We start from the raw sequence: 15,135 nt of genomic DNA on the forward strand, positions 1-15,135 counted from the left end.
GCGCAGTTTCAGCACGTTCCGTGGCCGGTTGGGGGATTGGCCACGTCTGGCATGACCGGATTTCGAACCTGAAATATGGATCGGAAGGATACAAAAATGACGGCACTGGGGAAGTCTCCGTTCTTCCCACAAACCGTCAGTGGTCGTGGCGTCCGTTCCAACGCCCATGGCCTGCGGCAGGTAGTGCGCTTGCGCATTGGCGAAGTATCGGGCGCCCGTCGGCTCCGGCTTCGCCACCTGCCAGCCTTGGATTGGCGCGAGCGATCTGGGGCATGGACCTGGTAGGTCGCATCTGAGCCGTTTGTCCGGACGGCGTTCGATGGTGCGATCATAAGGCCAAGGCGGCATTGTCCGAGCCGCTGTCCGTGCTTCAGATCGCTCCGCCAATTTTCCCGGTCATATCGAACATAACCGCGAGAGCCTTCCGCAGATCAGCTCAACCGATCGCGGAAAGCGTCGTATCCGAAGCCCTTGATCTTCTCGAGCATTCCGCTCTCGCTATCCCAAAGCCAGATGGACGGAAGCGGCACGCCGTTGAACGTGTTGGTCTTCACCATCGAATAGTGCGCCTGATCGAGGAACGCGAAACGCGCGCCCGGTTCCGGCTTGAACGGCAGGCGATAGTCGCCGATCACGTCACCGGCCAGACACGACGGCCCGCCAAGCCGGATAGGTTCGACGCCCGCTTCCTCGGGCAATTCGCCCAGCATCGCGGGACGATAGGGCGCCTCGATCACGTCGGGCATGTGGCAGGTCGCCGAAACGTCGGTGATGCCCAGCGGCATGCCGTTCCAATGCGTGTCGAGCAGCGTGCCGACAAGGATCCCCGCATCCAGCGCAACGGCCTCACCCGGCTCCATGTAAATCTCACAGCCCGTCATGTCGCGCACGTCGATCAGGAAGCGGACCAGTTCGTCGCGCTGATAATCGCTGCGCGTGATGTGATGTCCGCCGCCGAAGTTCAGCCACTTGAGATCGGGAATCACGCCGTCGATCCATGGGAGCAATGCTTCCCAGGTACGCTTCAAAGGCTCGAAATCCTGTTCGCACAGGGTGTGGAAGTGCAGACCGTCGATGCCCTCCAGATGCTCCTCGGTCAGCTGATCGATCGGAAAGCCCAGCCGCGAATGGGGCGCGCAAGGGTCATAGCGCGGCACCTCGCCCTCTGCGTGCATCGGGTTGATGCGCAGGCCGACGTCGAAAGTATTGCCGCGATTGCGCGACAGCTCGATCATCTCCCGAAAACGCTCGTGCTGCATCGGCGTGTTGAAAATGACATGGTCGGAGAGGCGGAGGATCTCCTCCATGTCCTCTTCCTTGTAGGCCGCGCAATAGGTCGCGATTTCGCCGTCGTAGCGTTCCGCCGCCAGCAGCGCTTCCCATAGGCCCGAGGTGCAGACCCCGTCGAGGTATTCGCCAATCGTCGGCGCGACCGACCACATCGAAAACGCCTTCAGAGCGGACAGCACCTTGATCCCCGCGCGGTCGCGAATGTCGGCCAGAATGCGAAGGTTGTCGCGCAGCTTGGCCGAATCGACCACGAAGGCCGGGCTGTCGACAAGGTTCAGGTCAAAGCGCGCAAAGGCGCCGGGATCGCCGGCACGGGTTTCCATAGTTAGTTTACCTTATCGAACCGGCGTGTCCGTGAGCGGTCGGTGGACTGGAGACTGAAGGAGGCACCCCGCTCTTCAACGAATAATGGAATGTATTCTTGCTCATCTATCAACAGCAGCTCACAGTCATCGCTCTCTCCCGCGTAGCGCAAAGCCTGCGCGACAACCAAATTCGTGACGCCTTTCATCTCGATAATCTCAAAATCGACGCGGTCGCCATCGGCTATCAAATGGTCAGAGTTCACTTGGATCGTTCCGCAGATCCTATTCTCGTAACGTCCTTGAATCGACCGTTCCGGTGCTTCCGATCCGCTTTCCGGACTACACGCCCCAATTGAAGCCGAAACCAGACAACTCGCGACAATGATACCCGGTTTTTTCAAGTAGCATTCAATCAACGCAGATCGCGCGGACAAGCTTGCCGTCCACCACCTCGGCATAGCACCCGAACAGCGCGTCGTCCGCCTGACATGTGCCGACGATCTCGCCATCGGGGCCGTCGTCGACCGGGGCGATGCATTTGCCGTCGCACTGCTGGTTGTCGGTGCAGGCTTTCCCCGCGTCGACATATGGGTGGACGCACATCAGCGTCTGCGCCCTGCCCCGCCGGTCGAGAAAACCGCCCGCCGCTTCGCATGCCGCGCCCTCGGGGTCGCCGTCTTCCGCCACACCCTGCGCATCGGGCGCAGCGATTTCTTCGGCGGGTACAGCCTCATCCGCCACCGCCTGCGAACAGGCGGCGGAGAAGAAGAGCAACGGAGCGAGGAATAGCGCGCGCATATGGCTTAAAACGTCAGCGGGCCGTCAAGTTCCTCGACCGTCCACGGCAGGCCATGCTGGTTCAGCATTTCCATGAAGGGATCGGGGTCGAACTGCTCCATGTTGAACACGCCCTCACCCCGCCATTTCTTCGTCAGCATCATCGCCGCGCCGATCATCGCCGGGACGCCGGTGGTGTAGGACACCGCCTGATTGCCGGTCTCGGCATAGGCGTCTTCATGGTCGCAGATGTTCTTGATGTAGAACGTCTTCTCGCCCGACCCGTCCAGCGCTTCGCCCGTCGCGATATCCCCGATATTGGTCTTGCCCTTCGTGGTTTCGCCAAGGCTGCTCGGTTCGGGCAGCACGGCCTTCAGGAACTGCAGCGGGATGATTTCGCGCCCTTCGTACATCACCGGGTCGATGCGGGTCATGCCCACGTTCTGCAGGACGGTGAGATGCTTGATGTATTCGTCCCCGAAGGTCATCCAGAAACGGGCACGCTCCATCTCGGGCACGAACCGGGCGAGGCTTTCCAGTTCCTCGTGGTACATCATGTACATGTTTTTCGGACCGACTTCGGCGAAGTCGAATTCCTGTTTCACGCCCATTGCCGGGGTCTCGACGAATTCGCCGTTTTCCCAGTGACGCGCAGGCGCGGTCACTTCACGAATGTTGATTTCCGGGTTGAAGTTGGTGGCAAAGGCCTGACCGTGATCGCCGCCGTTGCAGTCGAGAATGTCGAGCGTGCGGATGGTCTTCAGCTTGTGCTTCTTCAGCCACATCGCGAACACGCTGGTAACGCCCGGATCGAAACCCGAACCCAGCAGCGCCATCAGGCCCGCTTCCTTGAAGCGATCGTGATATTCCCACTGCCACTTGTACTCGAACTTCGCGACGTCCTTGGGCTCGTAATTAGCGGTGTCCATGTAATCGACGCCCGCGTTGAGGCACGCGTCCATGATCGCCAGGTCCTGGTACGGCAGGGCAAGGTTCACGACCAGTTCGGGCTTTTCCGCATTCAACAGCGCGGTCGTCGCCGCGACGTCATCCGCGTCGATCTGGTGCGTCCTGACCGTCTGGCCGGTGCGCTGTTTCACCGATTCGGCGATCGCGTCACACTTGGAAACGGTTCGGCTGGCCAGCACGATTTCGGAGAAGATGCCCGGATTCATGGCCATCTTGTGGACCGCGACAGAACCGACACCACCTGCGCCGATCACCAGAACCTTGCTCAAAACTCGTCTCCACTACTTCCAATGCGGCCCGTGGCAGCACGGGTTCGCTGCATGAGGCGTGCGATATAGGCCCCTTGCGTTACAGAACAAGCATCGTGACCATCGCAAGGCGCCGGTGGCAACGGGCCGCTGGACAATCGACACCGATGTAAGCATCACTACGCGCATCTGAGATGGAGGGGAAATTCGATGCCCGACAAGGCAATCCTGATACCGGCGGCCCTGCTCGTCTGCTGGACGATGGTCATGGCGATGTGGATGCTGATCCACCGGGCGGGCACGTTTTCCGCGATGAAGACGAGCCTTGGCAAGCTGCCGGTCGGCGCGCGCGGTCCCGATCTGTGGGCGCGGCTTCCCGAAGGACGGAACGATTGGCCCGCACACAATTACATGCACCTGATGGAACAGCCGACCGTCTATTACGCGGCGGTGGTCATCCTCTCGATCGGCGGGCCGACCGGGTACGACATGGTGCTGGCATGGGCCTACCTGCTGCTGCGCGTGGTCCACTCGGTCTATCAGGCCCGGATCAACGTGGTGAAGATCCGCGCCACGCTGTTCATCATTTCCACGCTGGTCATGATGATCCTGTCGGTACGGGCGCTGCTGTCGGTTCTGAACTAACGGACGAAAAGACCCGATCTAGCGAACAAAAAGACTGGCCAGTTCGACGTGGGTGGACCACCGGAACTGGCCGACCGGCCGCAAGCGTTCAAGGCGGTAGCCGCCTTCGATCAGCGTCGCGGCATCCTTGGCCCAGCTGGCCGGATTGCAGCTGATATAGCAGATGCGTTCGACCTTGCTTGCCGCAAGCCTGCCGACCTGTTCCTTCGCGCCGGCGCGCGGCGGGTCGAGCAGGACGGCATCGAACTTGTCGAGATCGTCGGGCAATAGCGGATTGCGGAACAGATCGCGGTGCTGCGCGAATACCTGACGCTGCGCGATACCGGCCGCCGACTTGCAGGCCATGTGCGCGTCGCGAGCGGCCTCTGCGGTAAGGACCTTCGCGCCAGTGCCCTCCGACAGGGCAAAAGCGAACGTGCCAAGACCCGAAAACAGGTCCGCCACCGTCTTCGCCCCGTCCAGCCATTCGCGGGCCGATGCGATCAGCGCATGCTCACCCTCTGCCGTGGGCTGCAGGAAGCTGCCGGGCGGAAGCGCCACGGGGACACCGCCCAGCGTGATGGTGACCGGTTCCGGCTCCCAGTGGGTTTCGGGGCCGTAACCGTCATCCATGGTCAGGCGGGCCAACGCATTCTGTTGCGCGAAATCGATCAGCGCCTCGGTCCGGGCCAGACCTTCGGGGGTAAAGCCCTTCACGTTGAAGTCGACGCCCTGGTCGGTCAGCGTCAGATGAACGTCCGCCGACAGCTTCTTGCGCCCGAACCCGCCCAGCAAGGCGCGCAAGGGCGCGATCATGGCGAACAGCGCGGGATGCATGATCGTGCATTCCGAAAGGTCGACAAGCGAATGGCTGCGCCCTTCGCGAAAACCGATGCGGACGTTCTTGCCGCGCCCTTCGACGTGCAGCGTCGCCCGGCGGCGGCTTTGCGGCGGGGAAAGATGCGTCGGCTCTACAATAGCTGGCTCCAGCCCCTGCCCCGACGCGGCATTCAGCACGCGCGAGGTCACGAAATCGTGCCACGCCACCTCGTCCAGATGCTGCAACTGGCAACCGCCGCATTTCGGGAAATGGCGGCAAGGTGCATCGGCGTGATGCGGACCGGGCTGAACCGTTCCGTCGGGCAGCACCGTATCACCCGGCGCGGCCAGCGCGACATGGCGGCCCGACGCCGTGACGCCGTCGCCCTTGGCCGCAACACGCAGGATGGTTTCAGGCTCGCTCACAGACAGGTTTCCAGTGCTTTTCGGATGGTGTCGGCCAGTTCGCCTGCCGTGAATGCGGCGCCGGACAGACGGGCCGCCTCACCATGAAGCCAGACCCCTTCGTTTGCGGCGCGCCAGGCATCGCCCGTCACGGCAAGCCGCGACGCGGTAACGCCCGCCAGCACGTCGCCCGTACCGGCGACCGAAAGCCAGCTCGACGCCTTGCCCGCGAACGCTGTACGCCCATCGGGCGCAGCGATCACCGTGTCCGGGCCCTTGGCGATGACGACCGCATTCGCTGCCCTGGCCAGCGCCCTCGCCCGCTCAGGCTTTGCCGCGCTGCCATCAAGGCCGAACAGTTTCTCCAGCGTGGCGAGTTCCCCTTCGTGCGGGGTCAGGATCGCGGCGCTGTCACGCCCTTTCAGCATCGCCTTGCGCAGCATGGTCAGCCCGTCGGCATCGATCACGGTCGGGCGGTCCAGCGAAAGCGCCTGCCCCAGTCGCTCGCTCGCCCTGGCATCGCGGCCAAGACCGGGGCCGACGAGGATCGCCGACACGCGATCATCGCCCGCGGCCTTGCCGAACGACACATCGCCCGGGGCCTTCATCGTGACGAGATCGGCAGGCGCATTGGCGATCTTGTGCTGGGAAAGCAGCTTCACATAACCCGCGCCCGCATGACCGGCGGCCTTGCTCGCCAGCAATGCGGCACCGGGCATGGACCCGCCGACCACGGCCACCAGCCCGCGGCGATACTTGTGCGCATCGGGCGCAGGCCGCGATAACGCCGGTTTCCCGATCGCGGTGGCCCCGCCCTCTTCCCTGTCCGCCCCGATATCGACCAATCGGGCCATGTCCCATGACGCCATCGCGGGCATCAGGAAATGGGCCTGCTTCCACGCGCCGAGCGCGATGCACAGCGCATAGTGAGGCAGCCGACCGGCAAGCAGAGCGCCGCTGTTACTCTCGATCCCGCTGGGCATGTCGATCGCGATGGAGCGGTCGTGGCGCGATGCCAGATCGCAGAGCATTTCGGTCAGGTCGTCGGACAAGGCGCGGGCCAGACCGGTGCCGAAAAGGCAGTCGACGAAGATGGACCCTTGTGCGTCCCGCGCTGCGATCACCGGCCCGCCGTAAAGCGATGCCGCCCGCTTTGCCGCATCCGTTCCCGGTTCGAACGCCGCGACAACCTGGACCGGACCGCCACGCTCGCGGATCGCTTCGGCAATGACGTATCCGTCGCCGCCATTGTTACCCGGACCGCACAGCACCGTGACCGGCGCGTTCGCCGCCATGCGCCAGACATATTCCGCCGCGCCGCGCCCTGCCCGTTGCATCAGTTCATGCACGTCCGTACCGGCAGCCATCAGCCGTTCTTCCGCCGACACCATCTGCGCGGCGGTCAGGACCTGATCGGGCGCGAGCATGGGTTCAACGAGCGCGGGTTATGGCCGAAAGATCGCGCACTGCGCCGCGTGCCGCGCTTGTCGCCATGGCGGCATAGGCCTTCAGCGCGGTCGAAACCTTGCGCGGGCGCGGGTGCGACGGGGCCCATGCCGCATCACCCTTGGCCTCCATTTCAGCGCGGCGTTCGGCAAGCACTTCGTCCGAAACCGCGACGTTGATCGTGCGATTGGGAATGTCGATCTCGACCATGTCGCCTTCCTCGATCAGCCCGATCGCGCCGCCTTCGGCTGCCTCGGGTGAGGCATGGCCGATGGAAAGCCCGCTGGTGCCGCCCGAAAAACGCCCGTCGGTGATGAGCGCGCAGGCCGCGCCAAGGCCCTTCGATTTGAGGTAGCTGGTCGGATAGAGCATTTCCTGCATGCCCGGTCCGCCGCGCGGTCCTTCGTAACGGATGACGACGACGTCGCCCGCCTTCACCTGGTCGCCCAGGATCGCGACAACGGCCGCTTCCTGGCTTTCATAGACCTTGGCCGGACCGGTAAAGGTCAGGATGCTTTCATCGACGCCAGCCGTCTTCACGATACAGCCGTCACGCGCGATGTTGCCGTAAAGCACGGCAAGCCCGCCGTCCTTGCTGAACGCGTTTTCGGCATTGCGGATAACGCCGCCGACGCGGTCGGTGTCGATTTCCTTCCAGCGGCGGTTCTGGCTGAACGCGGTCTGCGTCGGCACCCCGCCGGGGGCCGCGGCATAGAATTCGCGCACGCTGTCCGAAGTGGTGCGCGCAACGTCCCAACGTTCCAGCGCCTCGCCCAGCGTGCGGCTGTGCACGGTGGGGCAATCGGCGTTGATCAGGCCAGCACGGTCCAGCTCGCCCAGGATGGCCATGATGCCGCCTGCGCGGTGGACGTCTTCCATGTGGACGTCGGACTTGGCCGGGGCGACTTTCGACAGGCAGGGCACCTTCCGGCTCAACCGGTCGATGTCGGCCATGGTGAAATCGACCTCGCCCTCATGCGCGGCGGCCAGCAGGTGGAGCACGGTGTTGGTGGAACCGCCCATCGCAATATCCAGGCTCATCGCGTTTTCGAACGCGGCGAAGCTGGCGACATTGCGCGGCAACACGCTCTCGTCCTCTTCCTCGTAATACTTCTTGCAAAGGTCGACGGCGGTGCGGCCCGCCTCGAGAAACAGCTTTTCGCGGTCGGCATGGGTCGCCAGCATCGAACCGTTGCCCGGCAGCGAAAGGCCCAGCGCCTCTGTCAGGCAGTTCATCGAGTTCGCCGTGAACATGCCCGAGCACGAACCGCAAGTCGGGCAGGCCGACCGTTCGATCGCGGCCACGTCCTCATCCGAAACGCGGTCATCGGCGGCAGCGACCATCGCATCGACGAGATCGAGCGCCTTTTCCTTGCCGTTCAGCACGACCTTGCCCGCTTCCATCGGGCCGCCCGACACGAACACGACCGGAATATTCAGGCGCAATGCCGCCATCAGCATGCCGGGCGTGATCTTGTCGCAGTTCGATATGCACACGATCGCATCGGCGCAGTGGGCGTTGACCATGAATTCGACGCTGTCGGCGATCAGGTCGCGGCTGGGCAGCGAATAGAGCATGCCGTCGTGGCCCATCGCGATGCCATCGTCGACGGCGATCGTGTTGAACTCTTTCGCGACGCCGCCCACCGCCTCGATCTCGCGCGCGACCAGCTGGCCCAGGTCCTTGAGGTGAACGTGGCCGGGCACGAACTGGGTGAAGGAATTGGCGATGGCGATGATCGGTTTGCCGAAGTCGCCATCCTTCATGCCGGTTGCGCGCCAGAGACCGCGTGCGCCGGCCATGTTGCGGCCGTGGGTCGATGTGCGTGAACGATAGGCGGGCATGGTATAGAACTCCGATGAAGTCTTTCGAGGCGCTCCCTAGCGTTGCACGCGCGGCTGTCTAGGTTTTTCGGGCCTTTTGGGCAGGCCGGACGCGCCTTTTCGCCTTGTGGATAGCACCGATTTCATCCGCACCCCACCCCGTGCTATGCTCAGCCCTGATGGACGACTTACCCCGCTACCGGCTTGAAGACCCGGAGCGAGAGTGGCTCGAAGAGTCGCGATCGTGGATCATGGGTCACTTCAGCGACAAGGCTGAAGAAAATTACGAGGACACCGACGCGAAGCTCGCGGTGATCCGGGCCAACCTTGCACATGCTTGGGTAGGCGCGGACGATACCTGGAAACTGCAGGCCCTTGGCATCGCGATGGGCGATGCGCTGGCCGATGAACTCATGCTCGACTGGGTGACGATCGATGACGAATACGGCCGCGTGCCCGCGCTGAACTGGCCGGGCACCTCGATCGTGCTCTACCCCGTGACGATGATTTCGCAGCGCCTTGAAAGCGGCGAAGAAGTCGACGTCGACGTGATGTTCGAACAGACCCGCGAACGGCTTCAGGAAATCGCCTTTTCCGGTGACGTCCAGTAAGCGCGAGTGGGCGTCCCGTCAGGAGCCGGAAGCCAGTTCGGCCACCGATTCGACCGCGCGCCAATGGCCCGATACCGGATCATCTGCGGGATAAACCTCCATTTCGATCTGCGGCGTCAGGCCCATCTCTTCATAGACCGTGCCGTCCGGGGCCGCGAACACCTCGTTCGACACTTCGAGCAGCCAACCGTTCGGGAGGCGCTTGGCCAAAGGTGTCGAAAAGGCGCCACGGGTCCGCTTACCGATTTGCGTCACGTTGGGATTCTGGCGAAGAACCAGGGTAGCGATCTCCCCGCCGCTGACCGTGACGTCGCTGGTCAAAACGAAGACGCGCCCGGTGAAACGGGGGCCGTCCGACGGTTCGATCCGGTTGGGGAAAGGGTCCAGACCCGATCCGTGCGCCTGCGTCGTGAAACCGGTATAGGCCTCGTCCGTGAAGCGTCCGGCCAGGGCCTTTGCCACCCTGTCCCAGCCGCCCCGGTTGTTCGACAGGTCAAGAATGACGGCATCGGCGCCTTCAAAGGCACGAAATGCCTCGTCCATGATCCGGTTGAATTCGGCCATCTCCGCCTCGGCCCAGGCATCGCTGCCAAAGTCCTCTCGGTCGGTGAACCCGCCCATCTGAAACACCTGGAGATAGCCAACCCGCCCGTCGATCAGGCCCCAGATGATCCTGTCGTTACCGGTATGATGGGCCGTATCGCCAAGCCCTGCGACAGATTGTTCGAGCAAGCCGATCAGCCATTGCATTTCTCCGCCCTCTGCATTGCGCATGCGGGGCAATGTCACGCCTTGGCCGTCCTGAACCCGGCGGCGCTCTCCATCGACCTGGCCAATCAGCTTGGTATGGCTGTCCGACAAGCCATCCATGTAAGCAGCCAATGCATCCCACAGTTCTGCCTCCGACATGTCAGGATGCATCGCCTCGCGAACGCGCCGGGCCCGTTCTTCATGACCCGGAGGCCGACGGTCGAAAAAGGCGTAGTGCGTCTCGAAAATGTCGAGAAAAGCATCGGCGACAGAGCGGGGATCGGACGCCGGGTGTTCCGTACAGTTTTCGGGCAAGGCGTCGAGCCGGTCGAACACAACATTGGTGTCCCCGCGCAAGAGCTGAAAGATTGCGGCCTGTCCGCCGGGCATCATTCGAAAGAAGCGATAGCCAACCGAATCCATTTCGGTCTTCGCGCCATCAGCCTGCGGCGGCAGGTAACAGCTGTCGCCCATTTCGAACTGGTCGACGCCGTCCTCATCGATCCTGAGAAGCCGTCCATAACCACGACTGCGCCAGACACCCCTGACCACGGGGTCCGTCGCCCCTCCGGCCATCTGGATTTCACGCAATTCGCCCGCATCGATCCAGGGACTTGCGGTTTGCGCCATCGGGACGTTTGCCGCGCAACCCGAAACGAACAGGGATGCGCCAAGAAGCACGCATTTGAGACGAGTAATCATGGGCCGACATTGCCGGTCCGGCATGACAGGTTCAAGCCTTGCGGGTCGGGATAAACCGTAACGCGCACGCCGATTATAGCCGGATGGTCCATGCCCTTCCGACTGATCGACTTGGATTTAACTGGAAATGGTCCCGGCAAAGCCGATGTCGATCGGCATCTTTCGAACTCCGCGCCATTTAGGCGAGAGCGAGATTGCCGGATCAACCGGAGATCAACTCGCCTGTCGCCCCGTCTTGCGGGGCGAAGCAGGCAAGCCTTCTGCGGGCGTTCGCGGTTGCCGTTACCGGCCGGTCGCAAAGCCCGCAGTCACCTTTCCCCGCACCGACCCTCCGAAGGCACGGGGAAAGATGGTTTGTCAGTCAGCAGCCGACAGGTTCACTGCGCTGGCCTTGCCATTGCGGCCCTGCTCGACTTCGTAGTTCAGGCGCTGGCCCTTATCGAGCGACTGCATGCCTGCACCCTGAACGGCGGTGATGTGGACGAAGCTGTCGTCCGAACCGTCGTCGGGCTGAATGAAGCCGTAGCCCTTGTCGGCGTTGAAAAACTTAACGGTGCCAGTCTTTGACATGATCGTTCCTTTCAAGAACGTTGGGTAGCCGCGCTACGACATGCAGCGCGGTATGCGTAAGGCCGTCCAATGAAAGGAAGTCGTCGTCTGGTTTGCGCCGTCCGCAAAGGCGGGCCGGCGGTCGTCAAATACCGAAGTCCGTCGCAAATTTCGACGTCAGCGCGGGCCTCCTAGCAGGTTAGGCCCATATCTCCTAATTGTTATCCGAGCGCGAGGACGGTGCGCTGCGCCACGTCGGCGATCAGGGCGGCCCAGCGCGCCTGCCCCGCCTCTGTCGCGATCTGGTCGTTGCGAACCTCGATGGCGAGATAGTCGCGGCCCTTCGCCTCTGCGTGGCGGTTCATCGTCGCGTTGAGCTGCTTGCCCGAATAGGGTTCGTTGTCCCCCACGGTCAGCCCTTGGGCTGCGAACAGGTTGATCGCGTGGCGCGCCGGTTCGCTATTGGTGTTGTAGAGCAGGCCGACTTCCCAGGGGCGTTCCTCGCCGGGCTTGCTTTCAAGGCTGGGCGTGAAGCTGTGCAGCGAAATGACAAGACGCGGCTGTGCGGCATCCAGCCAGCGTTCCATCGCATCGTGATAGGGGCGATAGAACCGGCCCAGCCGCATTTCCCGGTCCGCCCCGATGTTGCCGACGATAAGCTTGCCGTCGCTTTCCTCCGGGATAAGCGCGGGGTGGTCTTCCTCGCGGTGGAGATCGACGACAAGCCGGCTGACCGTGGCGAGGAAGGCGGGAATGTCGTGGCGGCGGGCCAGGCGCTCGGCAACGCCCTCGACCCCGATGTCGACGGCGATGTGGCTTTCCATCGTTGCGGCACTGACGCCCAGTTCGATGTCGTCGGGCACCGCGTTGCTGGCGTGATCGGAGACGAGGACTATTCCGCCGGGCCTGATGCTGCCGGACTGGGGTTCACCGATCCGGCGGTATGGTGTGAAACTCAACGCAATACTCCGCTCATCTGCCACCAGCCGGGTTCATGATCGGCGATCGCTTTCGCCGCCCGGTCGCGGTGCTCCGTTTCCTCATACAACGCGAAACAGGTGGCACCCGATCCCGACATGCGGGCAAGCCACGGGTCGGTCGCCTTCAGACGATCCAGAACATCGGCAATTTCGGGACAGGTCGAGATCGCAGGCTGTTCCAGATCGTTGCGCCCTTCCAGCGCGATCTGGCGAGCGGAACCGGTGGGCATGGGGCCAAGATCCTCGCCCCCGCTCTCGCTCCACGCCTTGAATACGGGGCCGGTGGGCACCGGAACGCGCGGATTGACCAGCAGGACGGCCATGCCCTTCAGGTCGTTCTCAACTTTGGCAAGGTCGGTGCCGGTGCCCGTCCCGATCCGCGTGTCGGACCAGATGCAGGCCGGAACGTCTGCGCCCAGCGCCGCGGCGCGGGTCATCACGTCGGTCGGCACCGACTGCGCCTCTGCGATCATGCGAATCAGCGCGCCCGCATCGGCAGAACCGCCGCCGAGCCCTGCCGCGACCGGCAGGTTCTTTTCAAGATGGACATGCCACCCCTCCCCTCGCGGAAACTTGGTCAGCGTGTGGGCGAGAATGTTGTCGAACGGATTGTCGAGCGTGCCCGCGAATTGGCCGGAGACGGTGATCTTGTCTTCGTCCGCATGCCTCGCAGTCAGCCTGTCGCCGTCGTCGACGAATGCGAAAAGCGTTTCAAGCTCGTGATACCCATCGTCTCGCCGCCTGCGGACATGCAGCGCGAGGTTGATCTTGGCGTAGGCGGTTTCGGAGTATCCCATTCGATCTCAGCTAGCAGGCATCACATTCTTTCGCGACGAGATGCGATGCTTGTTAACAACCGAGAACGCCGTGAAACCCATGGCAATGCACCAGACGATCGCCAGAACCTGCACGAATGACCGCCAATCTGGAAACAGATCAATCGTGAGCGCAAGCACCAGGAAAAAGATCAGCCCGCAGATGTAAAACGCAAACAGAATGAATGCCGCCCGCCAAATGTTGAGTGACTTCCACCACCAACCGCATAGCAGCCAGACAAAGCCAATCAGGAAGTAGCCATAGCCGAACCCCATCACCACCGCTCCCAGCGCCACGATGATAGAGTTCACCATTCAGTCCACCTCACATGTTCGGATAGTTCGGCCCGCCGCCGCCTTCGGGCGTGGTCCAGACGATGTTCTGCTTCGGGTCCTTGATATCGCAGGTCTTGCAGTGGACGCAGTTCTGGGCGTTGATGACGAACTTGGGCTCGCCCTCTTCCACGCCGGTGAACTCGTACACGCCCGCCGGGCAGTACCGCTGTGACGGGCCGCCATAGACCGGCAAGTTCAACTCGACCGGGATCGACGGGTCCTTCAGCTTCAGGTGACAAGGCTGGTCTTCCTCGTGGTTGGTGTTCGACAGGAACACCGAGGACAACCGGTCGAAGCTGATCTTGCCGTCGGGCTTGGGATATTCGATCTTCTTGTAAAGATCCGCGCGGCCCGTGCTTTCGTAGTCGGCATGGTGGCCCATCGTGATCGGCAGCCCGATCTTCAATGTGCGCATCCACATGTCGGCACCGGCAAGGATCGTGCCCAGCGCGCCGCCGAACTTGGCGACAGCGGGTTCCGCGTTCTTCACCTTTTTCAGCTCGTCCGCGATCCAGCTTTCGCGCAGATTCGCTTCGTATTCGGCGACCTCGTCATTCGCGCGGCCTGCGGCGATCGCCTCTGCAATCGCTTCGGCGGCGAGCATGCCGGACTTCATCGCGGTATGGCTGCCCTTGATGCGGGGCACGTTGACGAAGCCCGCCGCACAGCCGATCAGCGCGCCGCCGGGGAAGCCCAGTTTCGGCACCGACTGCCAGCCGCCTTCGTTGATGGCGCGCGCGCCATAGGCCACGCGCTTGCCGCCTTCGAGGATCTTGCGAATCTCGGGGTGCTGCTTCCAGCGCTGGAATTCCTCGAAAGGATAGACCCACGGATTCTTGTAATCGAGCGCGACGACGAAACCGAGCGCAACCTGCCCGTTCGCCTGGTGGTAGAGGAACCCGCCGCCCCAACTTTCGCTCTCGGAAAGCGGCCAGCCCTGCGTGTGAATGACGCGGCCGGGAACGTGCAGTTCGGGATCGATGTCCCACAGTTCCTTCATGCCAAGGCCATAGACCTGCGGCTGGCAATCGGCCTCAAGGTCGAACTTCGCCTTCAGCTCCTTGGTCAGCGAACCACGCGCGCCTTCGGCGAACAGCGTGTACTTGCCGTGCAGTTCCATGCCCGGCTGATAATCGCCCTTGTGGCTGCCGTCTGCGGCGACGCCCATGTCGCCGGTGGCCACGCCCTTGACCGAACCGTCTTCGTTATAAAGCACTTCGGCAGCGGGGAAGCCGGGGAAAATCTCGATCCCCATTTCCTCGGCCTTTTCGGCCAGCCAGCGGCACAGGTTGCCCAGCGACCCGGTGTAATTGCCGTCGTTCGACAAAAGCGGCGGCATCGCGATGTGCGGCAGCGAATACTTCTTGCCGCGCGTCAGGACCCAGTGAAGGTTGTCCGTCACCGGCGTTTCGGCCATCGGACAGCCTTCATCGCGCCAGTCGGGGAACAGTTCATCCAGCGCGCGCGGGTCGACGACGGCACCGGAAAGAATGTGCGCGCCGATCTCCGACCCTTTTTCCAGGATGCAGACTTCGACCTCGGGGTTTACCTGTTTCAGGCGGATTGCCGCCGAAAGGCCTGCCACGCCGCCGCCAACGACGACGACATCATACGGCATCGATTCGCGTTCGCTCATCTCTCCAGGTACCCCTTGTCTTCCTGTTTGTCCCTCTTCACAGACAAGC

15 protein-coding genes are annotated in these 15,135 nt (G+C 62.8%); 2 read left to right on the plus strand and 13 right to left on the minus strand.

The features are described from left to right. Positions 1-431: 431 nt before the first annotated feature. Genes FAX90_RS13895 through FAX90_RS13910 form a run of 4 tightly spaced genes read right to left on the minus strand, consistent with a single transcriptional unit; the run spans position 432 to position 3,610 of the window. On the minus strand, positions 432-1,613 hold the full coding sequence (locus FAX90_RS13895) for a carboxynorspermidine decarboxylase (protein ID WP_144098022.1): 1,182 nt from the start codon (positions 1,611-1,613) through the stop codon (positions 432-434). Between the two features lie 2 nt (positions 1,614-1,615). Next, positions 1,616-1,996, minus strand: a complete 381-nt coding sequence (locus FAX90_RS16715) for a hypothetical protein (RefSeq protein WP_144098023.1) — start codon at positions 1,994-1,996, stop codon at positions 1,616-1,618. A gap of 7 nt (positions 1,997-2,003) precedes the next feature. Further along, the gene (locus tag FAX90_RS13905) at positions 2,004-2,393 is read right to left on the minus strand and encodes a hypothetical protein (RefSeq protein WP_144098024.1); all 390 of its coding nucleotides are present in this window, start codon (positions 2,391-2,393) and stop codon (positions 2,004-2,006) included. A 5-nt stretch (positions 2,394-2,398) separates the two neighbouring features. Next, the gene (locus tag FAX90_RS13910) at positions 2,399-3,610 is read right to left on the minus strand and encodes a saccharopine dehydrogenase family protein (RefSeq protein ID WP_144098025.1); all 1,212 of its coding nucleotides are present in this window, start codon (positions 3,608-3,610) and stop codon (positions 2,399-2,401) included. Positions 3,611-3,799: 189 nt separating this feature from the next. Between FAX90_RS13910 and FAX90_RS13915 the strand changes: the two genes are divergently transcribed. Then, on the plus strand, positions 3,800-4,234 hold the full coding sequence (locus FAX90_RS13915) for an MAPEG family protein (RefSeq protein WP_144098026.1): 435 nt from the start codon (positions 3,800-3,802) through the stop codon (positions 4,232-4,234). Positions 4,235-4,252: 18 nt separating this feature from the next. Here FAX90_RS13915 and FAX90_RS13920 read toward each other — a convergent pair whose 3' ends face one another. Genes FAX90_RS13920 through ilvD form a run of 3 tightly spaced genes read right to left on the minus strand, consistent with a single transcriptional unit; the run spans position 4,253 to position 8,728 of the window. Further along, complete coding sequence (locus FAX90_RS13920) at positions 4,253-5,458, minus strand: class I SAM-dependent RNA methyltransferase (protein ID WP_144098027.1); 1,206 nt, start codon at positions 5,456-5,458, stop codon at positions 4,253-4,255. Then, positions 5,455-6,864: an NAD(P)H-hydrate dehydratase gene (locus FAX90_RS13925; RefSeq protein ID WP_144098028.1), complete on the minus strand. Its 1,410-nt coding sequence runs from the start codon at positions 6,862-6,864 to the stop codon at positions 5,455-5,457. The genes FAX90_RS13920 and FAX90_RS13925 overlap by 4 nt, the downstream gene beginning before the upstream one ends. Before the next feature lie 4 nt (positions 6,865-6,868). Further along, positions 6,869-8,728 (minus strand): dihydroxy-acid dehydratase, encoded by a 1,860-nt coding sequence (gene ilvD / locus FAX90_RS13930; RefSeq protein ID WP_144098029.1) that lies wholly within the window; start codon positions 8,726-8,728, stop codon positions 6,869-6,871. 158 nt (positions 8,729-8,886) lie between these two features. Here ilvD and FAX90_RS13935 point away from each other — a divergent pair, with 158 nt between their 5' ends. Continuing rightward, entirely contained in the window at positions 8,887-9,318 is a 432-nt protein-coding gene (locus FAX90_RS13935) for a DUF3806 domain-containing protein (protein ID WP_144098030.1), read from the plus strand. 18 nt (positions 9,319-9,336) lie between these two features. Here the strand turns inward: FAX90_RS13935 and FAX90_RS13940 are convergent, their stop codons facing one another. The 6 genes from FAX90_RS13940 to FAX90_RS13965 form a co-directional block, all read right to left on the minus strand. Further along, positions 9,337-10,770: a S41 family peptidase gene (locus FAX90_RS13940; protein WP_170234995.1), complete on the minus strand. Its 1,434-nt coding sequence runs from the start codon at positions 10,768-10,770 to the stop codon at positions 9,337-9,339. A 357-nt stretch (positions 10,771-11,127) separates the two neighbouring features. After that, entirely contained in the window at positions 11,128-11,340 is a 213-nt protein-coding gene (locus FAX90_RS13945) for a cold-shock protein (RefSeq protein ID WP_144098032.1), read from the minus strand. A gap of 200 nt (positions 11,341-11,540) precedes the next feature. Then, on the minus strand, positions 11,541-12,278 hold the full coding sequence (locus FAX90_RS13950) for an N-formylglutamate amidohydrolase (RefSeq protein ID WP_240704921.1): 738 nt from the start codon (positions 12,276-12,278) through the stop codon (positions 11,541-11,543). Next, positions 12,275-13,096: a 4-(cytidine 5'-diphospho)-2-C-methyl-D-erythritol kinase gene (locus tag FAX90_RS13955; protein ID WP_144098033.1), complete on the minus strand. Its 822-nt coding sequence runs from the start codon at positions 13,094-13,096 to the stop codon at positions 12,275-12,277. Before FAX90_RS13955 ends, FAX90_RS13950 begins: the two co-directional genes overlap by 4 nt. 6 nt (positions 13,097-13,102) lie before the next feature. Beyond that, positions 13,103-13,429 carry a hypothetical protein gene (locus FAX90_RS13960; RefSeq protein WP_144098034.1) on the minus strand — a complete coding sequence of 109 codons (327 nt, stop codon included), beginning with the start codon at positions 13,427-13,429 and terminating at the stop codon, positions 13,103-13,105. Positions 13,430-13,439: 10 nt separating this feature from the next. After that, positions 13,440-15,086, minus strand: coding sequence for an electron transfer flavoprotein-ubiquinone oxidoreductase (locus tag FAX90_RS13965; RefSeq protein ID WP_144098035.1), 1,647 nt, complete (start codon positions 15,084-15,086; stop codon positions 13,440-13,442). Between the last annotated feature and the right edge of the window lie 49 nt (positions 15,087-15,135).

It is taken from the genome of Croceicoccus sediminis (genome assembly GCF_007570835.1).
GTDB lineage: Bacteria > Pseudomonadota > Alphaproteobacteria > Sphingomonadales > Sphingomonadaceae > Croceicoccus > Croceicoccus sediminis.

Coding starts and splice junctions, on each gene's coding strand:
- FAX90_RS13935 (WP_144098030.1), top strand. CDS start 8,887: ATGGACGACTTACCCCGCTACCGGCTTGAAGACCCGGAGCGAGAGTGG.
- FAX90_RS13915 (WP_144098026.1), top strand. CDS start 3,800: ATGCCCGACAAGGCAATCCTGATACCGGCGGCCCTGCTCGTCTGCTGG.
- FAX90_RS13945 (WP_144098032.1), bottom strand. CDS start 11,340: ATGTCAAAGACTGGCACCGTTAAGTTTTTCAACGCCGACAAGGGCTAC.
- FAX90_RS13895 (WP_144098022.1), bottom strand. CDS start 1,613: ATGGAAACCCGTGCCGGCGATCCCGGCGCCTTTGCGCGCTTTGACCTG.
- FAX90_RS13955 (WP_144098033.1), bottom strand. CDS start 13,096: ATGGGATACTCCGAAACCGCCTACGCCAAGATCAACCTCGCGCTGCAT.
- FAX90_RS13925 (WP_144098028.1), bottom strand. CDS start 6,864: ATGCTCGCGCCCGATCAGGTCCTGACCGCCGCGCAGATGGTGTCGGCG.
- ilvD (WP_144098029.1), bottom strand. CDS start 8,728: ATGCCCGCCTATCGTTCACGCACATCGACCCACGGCCGCAACATGGCC.
- FAX90_RS13905 (WP_144098024.1), bottom strand. CDS start 2,393: ATGCGCGCGCTATTCCTCGCTCCGTTGCTCTTCTTCTCCGCCGCCTGT.
- FAX90_RS13940 (WP_170234995.1), bottom strand. CDS start 10,770: ATGATTACTCGTCTCAAATGCGTGCTTCTTGGCGCATCCCTGTTCGTT.
- FAX90_RS13960 (WP_144098034.1), bottom strand. CDS start 13,429: ATGGTGAACTCTATCATCGTGGCGCTGGGAGCGGTGGTGATGGGGTTC.
- FAX90_RS13965 (WP_144098035.1), bottom strand. CDS start 15,086: ATGAGCGAACGCGAATCGATGCCGTATGATGTCGTCGTCGTTGGCGGC.